This window comes from Vibrio sp. Makdt, from assembly GCF_027587015.1.
Taxonomy (GTDB): Bacteria; Pseudomonadota; Gammaproteobacteria; order Enterobacterales; family Vibrionaceae; genus Vibrio; species Vibrio chagasii_B.
The window spans coordinates 1-17,491 of the sequence record NZ_JAPPTH010000006.1 but is presented as its reverse complement, the minus strand read 5'-3'; the positions used below and the strand labels follow the sequence as shown (position 1 = coordinate 17,491).

Annotated in this window: 13 protein-coding genes and 1 other annotated feature; of the genes, 5 read left to right on the top strand and 8 right to left on the bottom strand. The window is 44.0% G+C overall.

What is annotated here, in order from left to right:
• Window positions 1–29 precede the first annotated feature (29 nt).
• Together OH460_RS09325 and ettA are read right to left on the bottom strand one after the other, a co-directional pair.
• Complete coding sequence (locus OH460_RS09325) at window positions 30–398, bottom strand: PilZ domain-containing protein (RefSeq protein WP_137408521.1); 369 nt, start codon at window positions 396–398, stop codon at window positions 30–32.
• 90 nt (window positions 399–488) lie between these two features.
• The gene (ettA, locus tag OH460_RS09320; RefSeq protein WP_008221630.1) at window positions 489–2,156 is read right to left on the bottom strand and encodes an energy-dependent translational throttle protein EttA; all 1,668 of its coding nucleotides are present in this window, start codon (window positions 2,154–2,156) and stop codon (window positions 489–491) included.
• Between the two features lie 263 nt (window positions 2,157–2,419).
• On the opposite strand from ettA, the gene sltY reads away from it, so the two are divergent.
• Entirely contained in the window at window positions 2,420–4,369 is a 1,950-nt protein-coding gene (gene sltY, locus OH460_RS09315) for a murein transglycosylase (RefSeq protein WP_269996919.1), read from the top strand.
• Between the two features lie 170 nt (window positions 4,370–4,539).
• Window positions 4,540–4,833, top strand: a complete 294-nt coding sequence (gene trpR / locus OH460_RS09310) for a trp operon repressor (RefSeq protein WP_004739494.1) — start codon at window positions 4,540–4,542, stop codon at window positions 4,831–4,833.
• A gap of 126 nt (window positions 4,834–4,959) precedes the next feature.
• Here trpR and yjjX read toward each other — a convergent pair whose 3' ends face one another.
• The 6 genes from yjjX to OH460_RS09280 all read right to left on the bottom strand — a co-directional run bounded on the left by yjjX (window position 4,960) and on the right by OH460_RS09280 (window position 12,598).
• On the bottom strand, window positions 4,960–5,481 hold the full coding sequence (gene yjjX, locus OH460_RS09305; protein WP_269996918.1) for an inosine/xanthosine triphosphatase: 522 nt from the start codon (window positions 5,479–5,481) through the stop codon (window positions 4,960–4,962).
• Window positions 5,482–5,521: 40 nt separating this feature from the next.
• Complete coding sequence (locus tag OH460_RS09300; protein ID WP_269996917.1) at window positions 5,522–7,858, bottom strand: putative bifunctional diguanylate cyclase/phosphodiesterase; 2,337 nt, start codon at window positions 7,856–7,858, stop codon at window positions 5,522–5,524.
• A 285-nt stretch (window positions 7,859–8,143) separates the two neighbouring features.
• On the bottom strand, window positions 8,144–9,319 hold the full coding sequence (pheA, locus tag OH460_RS09295) for a prephenate dehydratase (protein WP_050053130.1): 1,176 nt from the start codon (window positions 9,317–9,319) through the stop codon (window positions 8,144–8,146).
• A 12-nt stretch (window positions 9,320–9,331) separates the two neighbouring features.
• Window positions 9,332–9,453 (bottom strand) — a sequence feature (Phe leader region).
• 110 nt (window positions 9,454–9,563) lie between these two features.
• Entirely contained in the window at window positions 9,564–9,899 is a 336-nt protein-coding gene (hpf, locus tag OH460_RS09290) for a ribosome hibernation-promoting factor, HPF/YfiA family (protein WP_004735034.1), read from the bottom strand.
• 408 nt (window positions 9,900–10,307) lie between these two features.
• Window positions 10,308–11,732 carry a lytic transglycosylase F gene (locus OH460_RS09285; RefSeq protein WP_333482705.1) on the bottom strand — a complete coding sequence of 475 codons (1,425 nt, stop codon included), beginning with the start codon at window positions 11,730–11,732 and terminating at the stop codon, window positions 10,308–10,310.
• Between the two features lie 137 nt (window positions 11,733–11,869).
• Entirely contained in the window at window positions 11,870–12,598 is a 729-nt protein-coding gene (locus OH460_RS09280) for an outer membrane protein assembly factor BamD (protein ID WP_269996911.1), read from the bottom strand.
• A 137-nt stretch (window positions 12,599–12,735) separates the two neighbouring features.
• On the opposite strand from OH460_RS09280, the gene rluD reads away from it, so the two are divergent.
• The 3 genes from rluD (at window position 12,736) to clpB (ending at window position 17,169) form a co-directional block, all read left to right on the top strand.
• The gene (gene rluD / locus OH460_RS09275) at window positions 12,736–13,710 is read left to right on the top strand and encodes a 23S rRNA pseudouridine(1911/1915/1917) synthase RluD (RefSeq protein ID WP_004739484.1); all 975 of its coding nucleotides are present in this window, start codon (window positions 12,736–12,738) and stop codon (window positions 13,708–13,710) included.
• A gap of 2 nt (window positions 13,711–13,712) precedes the next feature.
• Complete coding sequence (pgeF, locus tag OH460_RS09270) at window positions 13,713–14,453, top strand: peptidoglycan editing factor PgeF (RefSeq protein WP_269996905.1); 741 nt, start codon at window positions 13,713–13,715, stop codon at window positions 14,451–14,453.
• Between the two features lie 142 nt (window positions 14,454–14,595).
• A complete protein-coding gene (clpB, locus tag OH460_RS09265) occupies window positions 14,596–17,169 on the top strand; it encodes an ATP-dependent chaperone ClpB (RefSeq protein WP_269996902.1) in 2,574 nt (857 codons plus the stop codon).
• Window positions 17,170–17,491: the final 322 nt, after the last annotated feature.

Genomic DNA, 17,491 nt, shown 5'->3' with positions numbered 1-17,491 from the left:
CTTCTAATAGAAAAAGGGTAATGGAGATATTATTCCTTGCCTAAGTCGGTAAGGTGTTCAATCTCTCTATAAAGCAGGTCATCGTCACCAACGTTAAGCTCAACAAGGCGCTTAAGGTGGCTGATACTATCAATATCTAAATGCTCTATGCGTAAACGCATTGAGGTATTGATGGTAGAGACTATCGTTGCTTCTAACTGAATGTTGATATCGCTGTTGGTCAGCTTAAAGCTAACGTGAACAGGGTTCTCCTGGTTAAGTTGCTGTAACTCTTCGCACTGAATGAGTAAACCATGAAGAGATAAGTCTTGCACTGAGCCTGATACATTTACTTGTCCTTGTGAGATTTCAGTCGGAACTTGATAAATAACTCGTGAAAATTGACGTCTTTCAATCATAAGTATTCTCTCTATATCGGTGCGGAATGCGTAAGCCAGATATATCAAAGGCCGCTATTATCGCGGCCTTTGTTCAAAATACAAGCTTATTTACTTAGCAATACGTTTGTACTTAATGCGGTGTGGTTCTGCCGCTTGAGCGCCCAGGGTCTTCTTCAGCCACTCAGTGTACTCAGTATAGTTACCTTCGTAGAAGTTAACTTGACCTTCATCACGGTAGTCTAAGATATGGGTCGCAATACGGTCTAGGAACCAACGGTCGTGCGAGATAACCATTGCACAGCCAGGGAACTCAAGTAGCGCTTCCTCAAGAGCACGTAGCGTTTCAACGTCTAGGTCGTTGGTCGGCTCATCGAGTAGCAGTACGTTACCGCCCGCTTTAAGTAGCTTAGCTAAGTGAACACGGTTACGTTCACCACCAGAAAGCTCACCGATGATCTTCTGTTGGTCGTTGCCTTTGAAGTTGAAACGAGAGCAGTATGCACGTGCTGGGATTTCGAAGTTGTTGATCTTAATGATATCTGCGCCTTCAGAGATCTCTTGGAATACTGTCTTAGTGTCGTCCATGCTGTCACGGAACTGATCAACAGAAGCAAGCTTAACGGTTTCGCCTAGTTCAACCGTACCTGAGTCTGGTTGCTCTGCGCCGCTTAGCATCTTGAATAGTGTTGATTTACCCGCACCGTTGGCACCTACGATACCCACGATTGCACCTTTAGGCATGCTGAACGATAGGTCATCGATAAGAACGCGGTCACCGTATGACTTTGTTAGGTTCTTAACTTCAAGAACTTTGTCACCTAGGCGCTCACCTGGCGGGATGAACAGTTCGTTGGTTTCGTTACGCTTCTGGTATTGGCCAGTCGTCAGTTCTTCAAAACGAGCCATACGCGCTTTAGACTTAGCTTGACGACCTTTAGGGTTTTGACGAACCCACTCAAGTTCTTTCTCGATGGTCTTTTGACGTGCGCTTTCGCCAGCTTTCTCTTGCTTTAGACGCTCATCTTTTTGTTCTAGCCAAGACGTGTAGTTACCTTGCCATGGGATACCTTCACCACGGTCAAGCTCTAGAATCCAACCAGCAGCGTTATCTAGGAAGTAACGGTCGTGGGTAATCGCCACAACAGTACCGTTGTAGTCCACTAGGAAGTGCTCAAGCCATGCAACTGATTCTGCATCCAGGTGGTTGGTTGGTTCATCAAGAAGCAGCATGTCTGGCTTCTCTAGAAGTAGACGACAGATAGCAACACGACGACGCTCACCACCAGAAAGGTGTTCAATTTTAGCGTCCCACTCAGGAAGACGAAGTGCGTCTGCAGCGCGCTCTAGAGCAGCTTCTAGGTTGTGACCGTCTTTTGCTTGGATAAGCGCTTCTAGTTCGCCTTGCTCTTTTGCTAGTGCATCGAAATCTGCATCTGGTTCAGCATAAGCGGCGTAAACTGCGTCGATACGTTTCAGTGCGTCAGCAACATCAGAAACCGCTTCTTCTACGATTTCACGAACCGTTTTTGATTCGTCTAGTACCGGCTCTTGAGGTAGGTAACCTACGTTAAGGCCTTGTTGTGCACGAGCTTCGCCATCGATATCAGTATCAATACCAGCCATGATACGTAGTAGGGTAGATTTACCTGAACCATTTAGACCTAAAACACCGATTTTAGCGCCAGGAAAAAAGCTAAGAGAAATGTCTTTAAGAATTTGACGCTTAGGTGGAACAGTTTTGCTCACCCGAGACATGGTATATACGTATTCAGCCATTGCCGATCGATCCTAATTATTGTTCAAAATTGTTAGCTATTTTATACCAATATCCCTAAAGATGTTACTCCTAGGAAAGAAAAGCCATTCTTGAACGAATCCTTACTTACTATTGTCACATTGGTTATTAAAACTATATTTAATATGCTTCTTAGATGAAGTGTTAAATATTAATAATATTTACACTCAATTCCTTTACATTTTATGTGATGTCGGGCGTAAATAGATTTCACGTATTCATACACGCACTAAGGAAAGAGCGAATGTTTTTCCGAATTGGTAATACGAAGGTTGCTGTGGCTGCATCGGCAATTTTGTCTTCATTTTCACTAGCCCCAATGGCTATGGCTAGCAATGCCTCAGAGCTAGAAATGCAGCGTGATGTTTATGATAGAGCGCAAGAGGTTTTAGACAACCGTGATCTAAAAGCTTATTCAACACTGCGCAGCAAAATTCAAACATACCCTCTCACGCCTTACACCGATTATCGTGCTTTTCTTATCGGTCTTGGTGATCGTACTCCGGCTGAAGTGGATGCGTTTATTGAAGAGAATAAAGCGCTGCCATTTTCTAATCGTATGCGAGCACCATATTTAGATATGCTGGCTTCTAGAAAACAGTGGCAAACCATCCTTGAGTTTCAAACTAAAGAGCCAGTGGGCGAAAAGTACCAATGCATTTATTACCGAGCGAACTATGAGCAAGGTAATCAAGAGCTGGCTTTTAAAGGGGCGAAGCAGCTTTGGTTGAGCGGCGATGGTGTTGATGACGCTTGCGACCCGCTATTTAAGAGTTGGGATCAAGCTGGCTTAAGAACTGATGAGCTGATTTTAGAGCGTATGTTGTTAGCGTTTGATGGGCGTAACGGTAAGCTGATGAGCTATCTGATCAAGCAATTGGATCATGATGAATCAATTGCTCAAGCTAAGCAGATGAAGGCGTTATACAACAAGCCTGAAAACGTGCTCACATTCGCGAAGAAGTATCCAGCCAATGAGTTTTATCAAGCTCAAACGGAGTTTGCTTTTAAGAAGCTCGCAAGAAAATCGGCTAGCAGTGCCCAGGAAATATTTGATGATGTCATCAAGGCCCAGAAGTTTTCTGAAGAGAAATCTCAAGAGCTCGCTGATTACCTGACTTTCCGTTTAATCAATACCGATTCTGAAGAGTTGATGGAGTGGCGAGACGAGATGTTGGCGAATTCGTCGAAACAAGTCTTATTGGAACGTCGTGCCCGTTTGGCTATTCAGCATGCCGATTGGGCTGGATTGAAAGAGTGGATTGCCCTCTTAGACGACAAGCACCAAGCGTCATTGCGCTGGCAATATTGGTTAGGCAGGGCCGAGATAGCAACAGGTGATACTGAAAAGGGCAACCAACGTTTGTCTGATATTTTAGGTCAGCGTAATTTCTACAGTGTTGCGGCGGCAAAGCAGTTAGGTAAACCGATTCAATATCCAACTTCTACGTTGAAATACAACCCAGAAACAGTGAAGCCTTTTAGTACTTCACTGACTCGTATCGATGAACTTATCACTCGCGATAAAATTGCCGCAGCCAAAAGTGAATGGCGCTGGCTACTGACCAATGCAGATAAAGAGCAAAAAGAGATGCTTGCTGCTTACGCTGCGACACAGCGTTGGAATCACTTCACTGTCATTGCCAGTATTTCAGCGAAAATGTGGGATAACATTGCGTTGCGTTTCCCGGTCGCTCATAAGTGGTGGTTTAACTTCTACGCAGAGAAGCATGATATTGACCCAATCACATTGATGTCTCTAGCAAGACAAGAGAGTGCGATGGATTCTGAAGCTCGTTCTCCTGTTGGTGCACGTGGTGTTATGCAAATTATGCCAAAGACAGCGCAATACACAGCGAACAAGCACAAGATTAAGTACAAGGGTAGCGATGATCTTTACGATGTCGGCAAGAATATCGAAATTGGTAGCCACTACTTAGATGGCTTGCTCTCTCAATATGACAACAACCGTATCTTTGCTTTTGCTGCTTACAATGCAGGCCCAAGCCGTGTGAAACAGTGGCGTTCTCGTAGTGATGAAAAGCTTGATGCCTTCGCTTTCATTGAGATGATTCCATTCAAAGAGACACGCGGTTACGTTCAGAACATTTTAATGTTTGAGACTTACTATCGAGACATCTTGGGTGAGCAGGGTGAGTTTTTGGCTCCCCATGAGGTGAAAACTAAATACTAGCGGCCGATAAGGCCTGCAACTGAGTGACAATCGAAGGCAGTGAGTGCGAACCATTTCCGCTTACTGCCTTTTTACATTGGATCACATCCAGTATTTCGGTATAAAGTGGTAAACGCTTTCAATCGATAAGCGACTCTTTAAAGTCTGAATTTAAAAGTAAGTGTAGAGATATGGCATCACAACCTGAATATGATAACTGGCAACAACTCATGGATTTAGTTAAGACAGCGGTTGAGAAAGATCAGCATGAACTGTTGTTGACCATGATGATGACGCCCGATGAGCGAGATGCTTTGGTTGCTCGAATTAATATTTTTTGTGAGCTAATGAAAGGTGAAATGTCTCAAAGACAAGTAAGCCAAATGCTGGGAGTCGGCGTGGCGACCATCACCAGAGGCTCGAATGAGCTCAAGGCAAAATCAGAACAAGAGAAAGCGGTTATTGCCGATCTGCTGCTTAAGTAATCATTGGCTTAAGCTATCAATGAATAGCTAGAGTGCGAATTGAAAAAACGCTAACGGATAGTTAGCGTTTTTTAGTTTCTAGAGCTTGCAATCGAGCTGCTAGAGAGCTTGAGAAGTATTCATTGGTTAAGCTGGGAAATGTTCAGGGTTCACAAATGGGATCAGCGCTAAGATTAACGCTTGGTGATAGACCGAGCTACGTGAAAGCTGGTTATGTGTCAGTAAACCAATCGCTCCACCTTTTTGTTTGATATTGTCAGTACCAAATACTTCATCCATCACATCCCCGAGTTCGTTAGCGTGTTCTAGCTTCTCAAGAATGGCTGGTGGCAACATCAGGCTTGCCGAGCGAGATTCTCCACGTTGGCCATTTGATTCAATCACCATCCAAGCAAAGGTAACCCCGCCTTCGATTCCCGCTTCTAACCCAACATAGAAATCCGCATTAGGTTGCTGTTGTGTCGCATTGTGTACACGGTTCCCCGCACCTTGATAGGTTTCATCATTACTCATCGGCTGATCGGCAACACCACTTGGCACACTTACCCCCGTGAACTCAAACTCGGTGTTGGGAAACGCAGAGACAAAAGCACTTTTGACAGCATTGATCTTAGCGGGATTTAGTGAGGCGATGATGACAGATTTCATGTGTTCGATTCTTCTAGTCGGTTGATTCAGTTGGTGCGTGTTAATCGTTCTGCTGGTGCTTAAATCGCTGTTGGTGTTCGTGATACCAGTCGCTTAGTTCATTGAGAGGCATTGGCTTGCCAAAGTAGAAGCCTTGCAGCATGTCGCAATGCGCGTCTTGTAGCCATTGGTGCATCTCTTTGGTTTCAATACCTTCAGCAGTCACGGTTTTACCTTGCGCGTGACACAGTCCGATCACGGGTTTAACTATGTTCTGATTATTTGTTTCGATCAAGGCTTCTAAAAAACCTTTGTCTAATTTAATTTTTTGCGTTGGGTACTCAACCAATTGAGTGATGGATGTGTAGCCCGAACCAAAATCATCGATAGCTAATCGGTAGCCCATTCGAGCGAGTTCGTTGAGTAGCGGAAAACCGTGTGAATTTGAATAGAAGGTCTCGGTGATCTCAAAATCAATTAAGCTTGGTGGAATGCCATTAATCTTTGCGTGTTGTTCAATGAAATCCGCTAGGTGCGTAGTCTCTATCCCTGCGGAAGATAGGTTGATGGACAGCTGAATCGAGTGATCAAATTGACCCTGAAGCTGATGGAAAGAAGCGAAGGCATTCTTGATAACCCAGCGGTCGACAAGCTCAAATAGCCCTGTTTGCTCGGCAATAGGAATAAATTCATTGGGTGCAACCGTACCAAGTTGTTCGGACTCCCAACGCAATAGAACCTCAACCCCAATCACGTGGTTCCCTGCGGCATCCATGTAAGGCATATAAACGAGTTTAAACTCTTCATCGAAGTTTTTATCTCTTAGGGCACGCTCAATATTGGCTTGACGCTGAATAGTTTTATCCAAATCTAACGAGTAATCCGCGAACTGATTCTTGCCAGCATGTTTTGCCTGATACATCGCAGTATCAGCGTTTGAGAGTAGTTTCTCTATGGTATGCCCATCACTTGGGTAGGTCGCGATCCCAATGCTCACGGTAATCGGAAAGCTTCCTGATTCGGTGATAAAGCCTTTTTGTAGCGGGGTCAGTAATTTTTCTGAAAACTGATGCGCAATATTATCGGCGTTCGTGGGGGCATTGATGTAGACAACGAATTCATCGCCCGACAAGCGTGCAGGCATGCAGTGAGCGCTGTCGCTCTGTTGAAAAAAGTCACATAAAGCAGTGATGCGCTCTGCAAAAGAAACCAGTATTGAATCCCCAATCTGGTGTCCGTATTTGTCGTTCACAAACTTAAAGTTGTCTAAATCGAGATAGAGTACCCAGGTATTGTTTTTCGAGTCAGGGGCTGGCAGAGATTGTTGCACAAACGACTGAAATTGAAGTCGATTGGGGATTTGCGTTAGCTGGTCATTTTCTGCCAACACTTTGGTCTGTTGGTAGGTATTATCGAGCTCTTGGTACATGTCATAAAAACGTTGTGACAAGCGGCCTAATTCATCATTGGTACCTAAGCGCTCAATGTTCTTCCTTTGTTTTTTTTCGACCTGTTGCAGCTGCTTATCCAAGCGCGTGATTGGATTAATCACACAGCGGGATAAAAGTATGAGCAATAAGCCCACACTGACAAAGGCAGACAGAGCAAATGACAAGCTGAGCTCATTCCAGATTGATTTTAGCTTGTTGTCCAACAAAAATTGAGCCGGGTCGAGGGTAGCGTAAAGTTCAGGTCCCAGCTTCACAGACTGAGTCAAACCATGCCCAAGAGTTATCTGTTCATCGGTAAAGAAAAGACTGGTTTGGTAGTCAAACTCTATCTGTTTTCGCAGTGAATTAAACTTATCTAGAGAGACCGAAACGACTAGAAAAAATACATCATTGATCTGTTCGCTTATCGGGGCCGAAACGCTCTTTTTATCAAGTACTTCATAGTGAACAAGCATCCCTTCGCCCTGCGAGTTTTGGATGTAGTCAGTACGTGAGGTTACGTGTTTTTCTTGATACTGACGATCAACAAACTCTAAGACCTTCGGGTCCATCTCTGCAAAGGGGTCACTGCTATTTTCGGCGTAGTAGCTCACGGTACCATCGCCGTCGAGAAGAGCAAGGCCAGTAAAGCTATCGTCGCCATCTTGTAATAACTTTATCGTCTCGTGTAGATCATCGATGAGTGCGAGCTCTTGGCTAGGGTTCTCTTCGGCCAAGAAGAAGCGTTTAATCATGTCACTTTTAGTCAGCGCATAAGAATAGCTGTTCAAAAAAGATCGCGATTGACGAAAGTGTCCGGCGAGCTTTTCCATACTCAATTGCAGAGCATTATCTTCGCGTTTGATGAAACTGTTTTTTTGAGTCGAGTAAATGATATAGCTGGAAGCCGCAGTACTGATCAGTATTACGGGGGCAATCAGAAGTAATATTTTCGTACTTAGCTTCATGGCTATTCACAACATGGTTTATAAATTTGAGCGCGTAAGTTTATGTCACTTGCGGTGAGCTCGCTATTAATTACACGTTGTACGGTGCTTTCCTGTGAAGGCGGTAAGGTTTTGTCTTTATTGATAAAAAGGCTACTAATGAGTTTTCTATTAGGAAGGTATAAAGCAGTAGTAGATAGGGAGGGCTTAGGGGCTCTAAGAGTATTGTAAAGATGAGGGACTTAAGTATTTGGCCTACTGTAGACCAAATACTTCTGTTAGTAAAAAGCGGTTGCTTATTCTAGCTTATGACAACTTAACTTGAGTCGCTTTGATGTTTTCACTTGGGTAGCAACCAAGGACTTTTAAGTGGCGAGTAATGGCCGTCAACTCTGTGATCGCTTGCTGCATATTATCCGAATCTAGGTGTGCTTCTAAGTCCACATAGAACATCTCTTCCCAAGGGTTACCCATAATAGGACGAGACTCTAGCTTAGTCATGTTTATACCTAAGCGCTGCAGAATCAGTAGCGTCTCTACCAATGAACCTGCCTCTTGTGAAGTTGACATAATCAGTGTCGTCTTCGCAGGGATCTGAGTCGAGACTTCAACAGGTTTACGAGCAACTACGATGAAACGTGTGTGGTTTTCTGTTTGGTTCGCAATGTTGCCTTGGATAGGCTGAAGTCCGTAAAGCTTGCCGCTCGATGCATTACCAATCGCAGCAACATCATCACCATCCAGATCTTTGACCTTCTTCATGGCGTCAGCTGTGCTAGCACATGATTCAAGAGTTACATCTTTCAGGCGGCTCAAGAACTCACTGCACTGCTGGTGTGGTTGTGGATGCGAGTAAAGTGTTTTGATGTCTTCTAAACGGATATCACTTTTCGCGACTAGGCAGTGTTCAATCGGTTGAGATAGCTCACCAACGATATAAAGCGTGGTGTGCTGAAGTAGGTCGTACACTTCGTTAATCGAACCTGAACTGGTGTTTTCAATTGGTAATACACCGTAATCCGCATGTCCCGATTCTACCGTCGATGCTACTTCTTTGAAGTGATTGCAGTTTAACTCAATCAATTCCATATTCTTACGGCTGAAATACTCACGGCTCGCAAGATGGGAGTAGGACCCTTTAGAGCCTAAGAATGCAACGCGAGCCAATGGTTTACGGCTTTGCGGATTCGCAAGGTTTTGTAGGTATGACTGTTGCAGTAGGACTGAATCTTCAATGATGGTGTGGAACAACTTGGTAATGTACTGAGCATCTAATTCGTATTTGTCTTTACCGTTGTTGATCAGTTTAACCAACAGTTGTTGTTCTCTTACTGCGTCACGAACTGGCTTTGATGTTTCTACCTTGCTTTTAGCAACTTCGATGCTTAGCTTGCGACGTTCTGAAAGTAGCTTCAGTAGTTCGTCATCTAAATCATTGAGACGAAGGCGGATATCATCCAGTGAAATTGAGCGGTCAGTCATAAATGTGTCCTTATAAAAAAGCCTCCCTAGTGTGGGAGGCTTCTTGTTCGTTTTTGACTTGTTTTTCTAAAACGACTTAGCCTCCGATTTACGGAAGAAAAAAGAAGTCAAAAATAAACAAAGATTGAGTTTGCATAAAAAGTGATTGTTTTATGAATGTTTAAACACAATAAGCAAGCGAGCTACGAGCGTCAAGCAAAAAAATAGCGCCCTGAGGCGCTATTTTTTAATCTGTTATCTTTCCTTATTCTACTTCAGCTTCTAGCTCTTCGATTTCAGGCTTTTCAGCGCGGCGCGCTTCTGGTTTATGGCGTAGCTTGTTGAGTTGACGCTCTAGTTTTTGTTCTACTTCGTTGATAGCAACGTAGAGGTCGTCATGGATTGATGAAGCTACAAGTTGCCCTTTTGGTACGGTTAGTACCGCTTCAAATTTCTTCTTCTTGTTTGGTTCTTCACTAAAGCTCGCTTGGCAACCAATGATGTCTACTTGCCATTTATCCAGCTTTTTAAATTTGCTTTCTATGTGATCACGGATTGCAGAGGTAATGTCGATGTTTTTACCAGTGATGTTCATTTTCATAGAAGTTTTCCTCTGTTGTATCCCTCATGGGTTAACTTCAGATTACGACTTTTGGGAATTGATAATGTGATCTAGATCTTCTTTTGACTGGGTGGAATGAGCATTAAAATCAAATGTGATCTTACGCAAGTCTTGATATCTTTTTGGCGAAAAATGCTTGTTATCCTTATGAAAAACGATAAGTTGGAGGCAAGGCTTCGCTAAAAATTAAATCAGTTTTTAGGGGCGTCTTACAGCTTATAGAAAGTGCTTGATGGATATTTATCCAATTGTACTTTGTGACATAGAGCACACGATATGAAGCATCAGGTTAGCTTCTTCAGAATTCGATAAACAAAAGCCGCATAACTTTGCTTATGCGGCTTTTGTGTTTTTAGTCTTCCCCGTCGTTTTTCAGGTTATGACCAATTAATCGTTGGTTTGCAGTAATCTAGCTGTGCCGTTCTCTCGAATTGTATTGATGGCTTCTAACTGTTTATAGATAACGAAATAGCGGTTGATGTTGGCGACATAGGTGACGGGTTCTTTACTGACGTATTTACGTGTAATTATCTCTACGTTCTTGAACCAAACGTTTGGGTTGTAGCCTTTTTTCTTCGCAAGGTTTCTCATCTTTCTGATCTTAGCCGGGCCTGCGTTATAGGAGGCTAGAGTAAAGTAAAGCTGGTTATCTGGAGTAATGGCTGGGTCATCAAAATATCTATCTTTAATGAAGCGCATGTACTTTACGCCAGCATGGATGTTGTTATCGACGATGTGGATATTCTTGATGTTGACGTTTTTGTCTCTCGCAGTGCTAGGTAGAACCTGCATTACTCCAATAGCACCTCGGTGGGAGACTCTGCTTTGATCAAGGCCCGACTCTTGGAAGCCTTGTGCTGACATCATCAAAGGATCGAATTCATACTTACTCGAATACTTTTCAAAAACATCCGCCAGTTTAGCAACACGGTCAACTTTGTTCGGGTTGAGTGCGCGACCTAACCAACGAGTGTTATCGATGTATTTCTTATAGATAACGTTTCCAAGTAGGGTGCCTGTTCGAGCGGTCTTGACGTATTTATTTATCTCTTTCTTTAGTTGAGGGCTGTCTTTTCTTAACGCCCACGCTATTTGACCATTTTCGCGCAAAGGTAAGTCGTGATGGACTTGAATGTTTTCCATCACATCGATCCACAGTTTCGCTTTGTGGCTGTCTAGAATCGTACCTTGTATATAACCTTGGTTGACGAGCTCGATCAGTTCGTAGTCTTGCAGCGACTCTTCGATGAAGTGGACATGCATTGGCGGTAGACCCAGCTCATTGAGTTCTTTATTGACCCTTTGCACGCTTTCGAAGTAACTGGAGCTTGCTCGAATCCATACTTCCTTACCGCTGAGTTGCTTGATCTCGGTGATCGGCTCTAAGTTCTTGCCTGTGATAATGAGCTCTTTACCGTCTTTAATCATAGGGTCTGAAAAGTCGATCACCTTTAATCGCTTATCGGTTACGGTCAGGTTTGCAACAGCAACATCGCCATAGCCTGACTGTAAAGAAGGGAGCAGGTCATCTCGCTGCACAGGAATAATTTGAACGTTCAGGTAAGGGTGTTTCTTACGAAGGCTTTTTTCAAAATGGTAAAGCATCTCAGCAACGATGCCTTTTGGCTTGCCGTCTTCTATGTAGTAGAAGCCAAGGTCAGCAGACACGAGCACCCTCACCGTTCCTTTGGTTTTGAGCACATCTAAATCGCCCATGTAAGGCTTATTGCTTAATGGCGAGAGTTCTAACGCGTGGGAAAATTGGCTAAATAGCACGACCCCAATAAATAATAACAACCTACTCACATCCACACTCCATGTTGATGTTTTGTTAAAAGTTATTTATTGAAGATACCGTGTATTGTGCGATTCATCAAGTTCGTGGAATGGGTTTAAAAAAAGCGCGCTAATGAATTAGCGCGCTTTTCAAGTCATGAACGAATGGTTGGTTAAGGTAGTGGATTTAGCTCAATCAAGGCTTCTGTTCTTTGAACCGCATCCTCAAGGCCAAGCTGTTTGTAGGCCTCTAGCTGAATTTTTAGAGACTTACGCGCAGCGATAGTATCAGGGTAAGTCTTTTGCAGTTCTTGCGTTCTATTGATTGCAGCGATCCAAGCTTCACGACGCAGATAGAAATCTGCCGTTGCTAGGTCGTAATCTGCCAAACGGTTTTTAAGTGCGAACATGCGTTTTTGTGCATCTTCTGCGTAAGGGCTTGCAGGGAAGCGCTCTAGTAGTCGTTTGAAATCAGAAAAAGCGAGTTTTACTGGCTCAGGATCTCGGTCGCTACGATCGATATTAAAAATATCGTGCATAAAGTTTCTGTCTTGTGCCATGTGCGTTAGGCCGCGCATGTAAAGAACCCAATCTTGTTTTTCGTGAGTTGGGTTTAAACGCAAGAAACGTGAGATGGTCGCTAGACCAAGCGCTAGGTCATCATTTTTGTAGTAAGCGTAAATCAGGTCTAGCTGTACTTGTTCAGAATAGGCGCCGAAAGGGTAACGAGAGTCTAGGGCTTCTAGCTTTTCAATGGCAGAAAGCCAGCTACCACTTTGCAGCGATTCTTGCGCCTCAGAGTAGAGAACCGATGGCGGTACATCTGGCACTATCTCTTCGGTACTTGAACAACCAGCCAAGAGTGATACGGCTAATAGACCCGCTAAAGTAAGGTGTTTCATGTCAGGCGTCGATTCCTTGAATTAAATATTTCGTAAGCTTCCGTTACTTTCTAACCAGTAACAGATACAATGATGCAATTATTCTATTTTATCCATACTAATGGGTATTAGTCTCACGGTTTTTAAAAAAGTTCGATATGGCTCAGCAGATCACATTAACAGACACAGTAAAAAGCAGCCAGTTAGGTCAACGTTTAGACCAAGCTGTCGCTGAACTATTTACCGATTTTTCTCGCTCTCGTATTAAAGAGTGGCTTCTTGACGGCAAAGTCCAAGTGGATGGCGAAGTTATTACCAAGCCACGCGTTAAGGTTATGGGCGGAGAAGAGATCATCTTACAAGCTGAACTTGAAGATGAAGAGCGCTGGGAAGCACAAGACATTCCTCTAGACATTGTCTTTGAAGATGAACATCTATTGGTTATTAACAAGCCACGTGATTTTGTTGTTCACCCAGGAGCAGGTACGCCGGATGGAACCGTGCTAAACGCGTTACTGCACCACTACCCACAAATCGCTGAAGTACCTCGTGCAGGTATTGTTCACCGTCTCGATAAAGACACGACAGGTCTTATGGTTGTTGCTAAAACAGTACCAGCACAGACTCGTCTTGTACGTGCATTGGCTAAGCGTCGTATTACTCGTGAATACGAAGCGATTGCTATTGGTAAAATGACCGCTGGTGGCATGGTAGAAAAAGGCATTAGCCGCCACGCAACCAAGCGTACTTTGATGGCTGTGAATGAAACGGGCAAACCAGCGGTAACTCACTACCGTGTTGCAGAGCACTTCCGTGAACATACACGTATTCGCCTACGTTTAGAAACGGGTCGTACTCACCAAATCCGTGTACATATGTCTTACCTTCAGCATCCACTGCTAGGTGATATTGCATACGGTGGTCGTGCACGTATTCCAAAAGGTGCATCAGAAGAACTAACGAAGATGATTCGTGCTTTTGATCGTCAAGCACTACACGCGGTTATGCTTAAATTTGTTCACCCAATCACGGGCGAAGAAGTTGAATTCCACGCACCTGTGCCAAATGACATGGTTGTGATGGCTGAAGCTCTGCGCGTTGATGCTCGCGATAACCTAGAAGAAGACATTTAATTATGTCGATGATCATCCCTAACTGGAACGCACCAAGTAATGTGAAGGCTTTTGCTTCGACACGTGTTGGTGGTTTTTCTGCTGATGCATATCAAGGGCTAAACCTCGGTATGCATGTTGGGGATGATGCTTCATTGGTTGAACGTAACCGCATATGGCTTACGCAACACGCTATCATGCCAACTGCACCGGTATGGCTAAACCAGACACATTCAACTGATGTGGCAACGGTTCTTGAGCCAACATCCAATGTTCTCGACGCGGATGGAGCTTTCACTACTGCTAGTGGGGTGGTTTGCTCAGCGATGACGGCGGATTGTTTACCAGTGATCCTCACCGATACCAAAGGTACTCAAGTTGCTGCGGTTCATGCCGGATGGCGTGGTCTTGCTGGTGGTATTCTTGAAAATGCAGTAGCAAAGTTTACCAATCTCAGCTCTGACAACCAGATCATTGCTTGGCTAGGCCCTGCGATTGGCAAACAAGCCTTTGAGGTTGGTGATGATGTGTTGGAAGCTTTCGTTGGTTTTGACCCTCAAGCCAAGCTTGCATTCAAAGCGAAAACTGAACCGGGCAAATGGTTAGCGAATATGTCTCAACTTGCAACACAGCGACTTACTAAAGTGGGTGTTTCGCAAGTGACGGATTCGAACCTTTGTACTTTTGCCGATTCTGATGCTTTCTATTCTTATCGTCGAGATGGCGTTACTGGCCGTCAGGCTACCTTTATTTGGCTAGAGTAACGTTTAGTAAGTGTCCGCTTTTATCCAGCACAATTATATTTTTATATAAACTCTATTCTTCATTCCTATCCCTTGAAAATCCGCGTTACCGTATCCATCTTCTAACCATAAGATAAACATATCTAAGAGTAGGAAGGTTGGCATGCGTCTCGATCGATTCACTAGTAAATTTCAAATTGCGATATCTGATGCTCAGTCGCTCGCATTAGGTCGTGATCACCAATATATAGAGCCTGTACACCTAATGGTGTCGCTATTAAATCAAGATGGTAGTGCGATTCGTCCATTGCTTACCATGTTGAATATTGATGTGGTTCAGCTGCGTTCAAAGCTAAGCGAAATATTAGACCGTGTACCGAAAGTAAGTGGTATCGGTGGTGATGTTCAACTGTCGAATGCAATGGGTACTTTATTTAACCTATGTGACAAGGTCGCACAAAAGCGCCAAGACACATACATTTCTTCGGAAGTCTTCCTACTTGCCGCAATTGAAGATAAAGGTCCTTTAGGTAACCTGCTTAAAGAGCTAGGTCTAACTGAGCAAAAATTATCTCAAGCTATCGAGCAGGTTCGTGGCGGTCAAAAAGTTGATGACCCAAATGCCGAAGACCGACGTCAAGCATTAGAGAAGTTCACCATCGATCTGACTGAAAGAGCGGAGCAAGGTAAGCTCGACCCTGTTATCGGTCGAGATGACGAAATCCGCCGTACTATCCAAGTACTTCAGCGTCGTACTAAGAACAACCCAGTCATTATCGGTGAACCTGGTGTTGGTAAGACAGCTATCGTTGAAGGTTTGGCTCAGCGCATTATTAACAATGAAGTGCCAGAAGGTTTAAGAGGCCGACGCGTACTTTCATTAGACATGGGTGCTTTGGTAGCTGGCGCTAAATATCGTGGTGAGTTTGAAGAGCGTTTGAAGTCAGTCCTCAATGAATTGTCTAAAGAAGAGGGTAATATCATTCTCTTCATCGATGAAATTCATACTATGGTCGGCGCTGGTAAAGGTGAAGGCTCTATGGATGCGGGTAACATGCTAAAACCAGCGTTGGCTCGTGGTGAACTCCACTGTGTTGGCGCAACGACTCTTGATGAATACCGTCAGTACATAGAGAAAGATCCAGCGTTAGAGCGCCGCTTCCAAAAAGTGCTTGTCGATGAACCAACGGTTGAAGACACGGTGGCGATTCTTCGTGGTTTGAAAGAGCGTTATGAACTTCACCATCATGTAGAAATTACCGACCCAGCGATCGTGGCTGCAGCAACACTATCTCATCGATACGTTTCTGACCGTCAACTGCCAGATAAAGCAATTGATCTTATCGATGAAGCCGCATCGAGTATCCGTATGCAGATTGATTCAAAACCTGAATCTCTGGATAAACTAGAGCGTAAGATCATTCAGCTTAAGATCGAACAGCAAGCGCTAACTAACGAAAACGATGAAGCCAGTGAAAAGCGTCTTCGCACCTTACAAGCCGAGCTCTCAGATAAAGAGCGTGACTTTGCTGAACTAGAAGAAGTGTGGAACGCTGAGAAAGCAGCACTGTCTGGCACGCAACATATCAAATCAGAGCTAGAACAAGCTCGTATGGATATGGACTTTGCACGTCGTGCAGGCGATTTAAACCGTATGTCTGAACTGCAATATGGTCGTATCCCAGAGTTGGAGAAACAACTAGACCTTGCGACTCAAGCTGAAATGCAAGAGATGACCTTACTGCGCAATAAGGTTACTGACGCAGAAATTGCCGATGTCCTATCTAAGCAAACGGGGATTCCGGTTTTCAAAATGTTAGAAGCGGAAAAAGAGAAGCTTCTAAAGATGGAGGGTGTTCTGCATAAGCGCGTTATCGGCCAAGGCGAAGCAGTCGAAGTGGTTTCGAATGCGATTCGTCGTAGCCGTGCTGGTTTATCTGATCCGAATAAGCCAATTGGTTCTTTTCTATTCCTTGGTCCTACAGGGGTAGGTAAAACGGAGCTTTGTAAAACGCTTGCTAACTTCATGTTTGATAGTGACGATGCAATGGTACGTATCGACATGTCTGAGTTTATGGAGAAACACTCTGTTGCTCGTTTAGTTGGCGCGCCTCCGGGCTATGTCGGTTACGAAGAGGGGGGGTATTTAACTGAAGCAGTGCGTCGCAAACCATATTCAGTAATCTTGTTAGATGAAATCGAGAAAGCACACCCAGATGTTTTCAATATTTTACTTCAGGTTCTTGATGACGGGCGCCTTACCGACGGACAAGGCCGCACAGTCGACTTCAGAAATACGGTCGTGATCATGACATCTAACCTTGGCTCTTCGAGAATTCAAGAAAACTTCAATACGCTCGATTACCAAGGAATAAAGAATGAGGTGATGGAAGTGGTAGGTAAACATTTCCGTCCTGAGTTTTTGAACCGAGTGGATGAAAGCGTTGTGTTCCACCCATTAGGACAAGAGCACATTCAATCTATTGCTTCTATTCAGCTTGAGCATCTGAAAAAGCGTATGGAAGATAATGGTTATGAACTTGAGGTATCAGAAAAAGCGCTGAAGCTAATTTCTCAAGTTGGCTTCGACCCTGTATATGGGGCTCGACCGTTGAAAAGAGCGATTCAACAGAGTGTAGAGAACCCATTGGCGAAAGCGATACTTGCTGGAAAAATCAACCCAGATAAAAAAGTACAGCTATTAGTTAATAACGACAGAATTATAGCTCACCAGTAATTGGGGCAGAAACAATAGGTACGATTCACTAAATTTAGTCTAAATCGTACCTATTTCGAACGCTTTGTATAAATACTATTCGAACAGTCGCTAGTGGCGGCTTTTTTTTGTTTTTGGCCTTGTGCGCAAGATTATTATCTCTATAATGCGCCTCCGTTGTCAGGGATAACCAAGCGGTTTGAACTAAGCAGCGAAACGGCAAATAAGCATTTAAGATGCTTCAAAAAATTAGCAGGAAAAAGTGTTTGACACTGAATCCCAATTCGCTAGAATAGCCGTCCACTTCGAGAGGCTCCTTGTTAAAAGGAACGCTTAAGAAGTT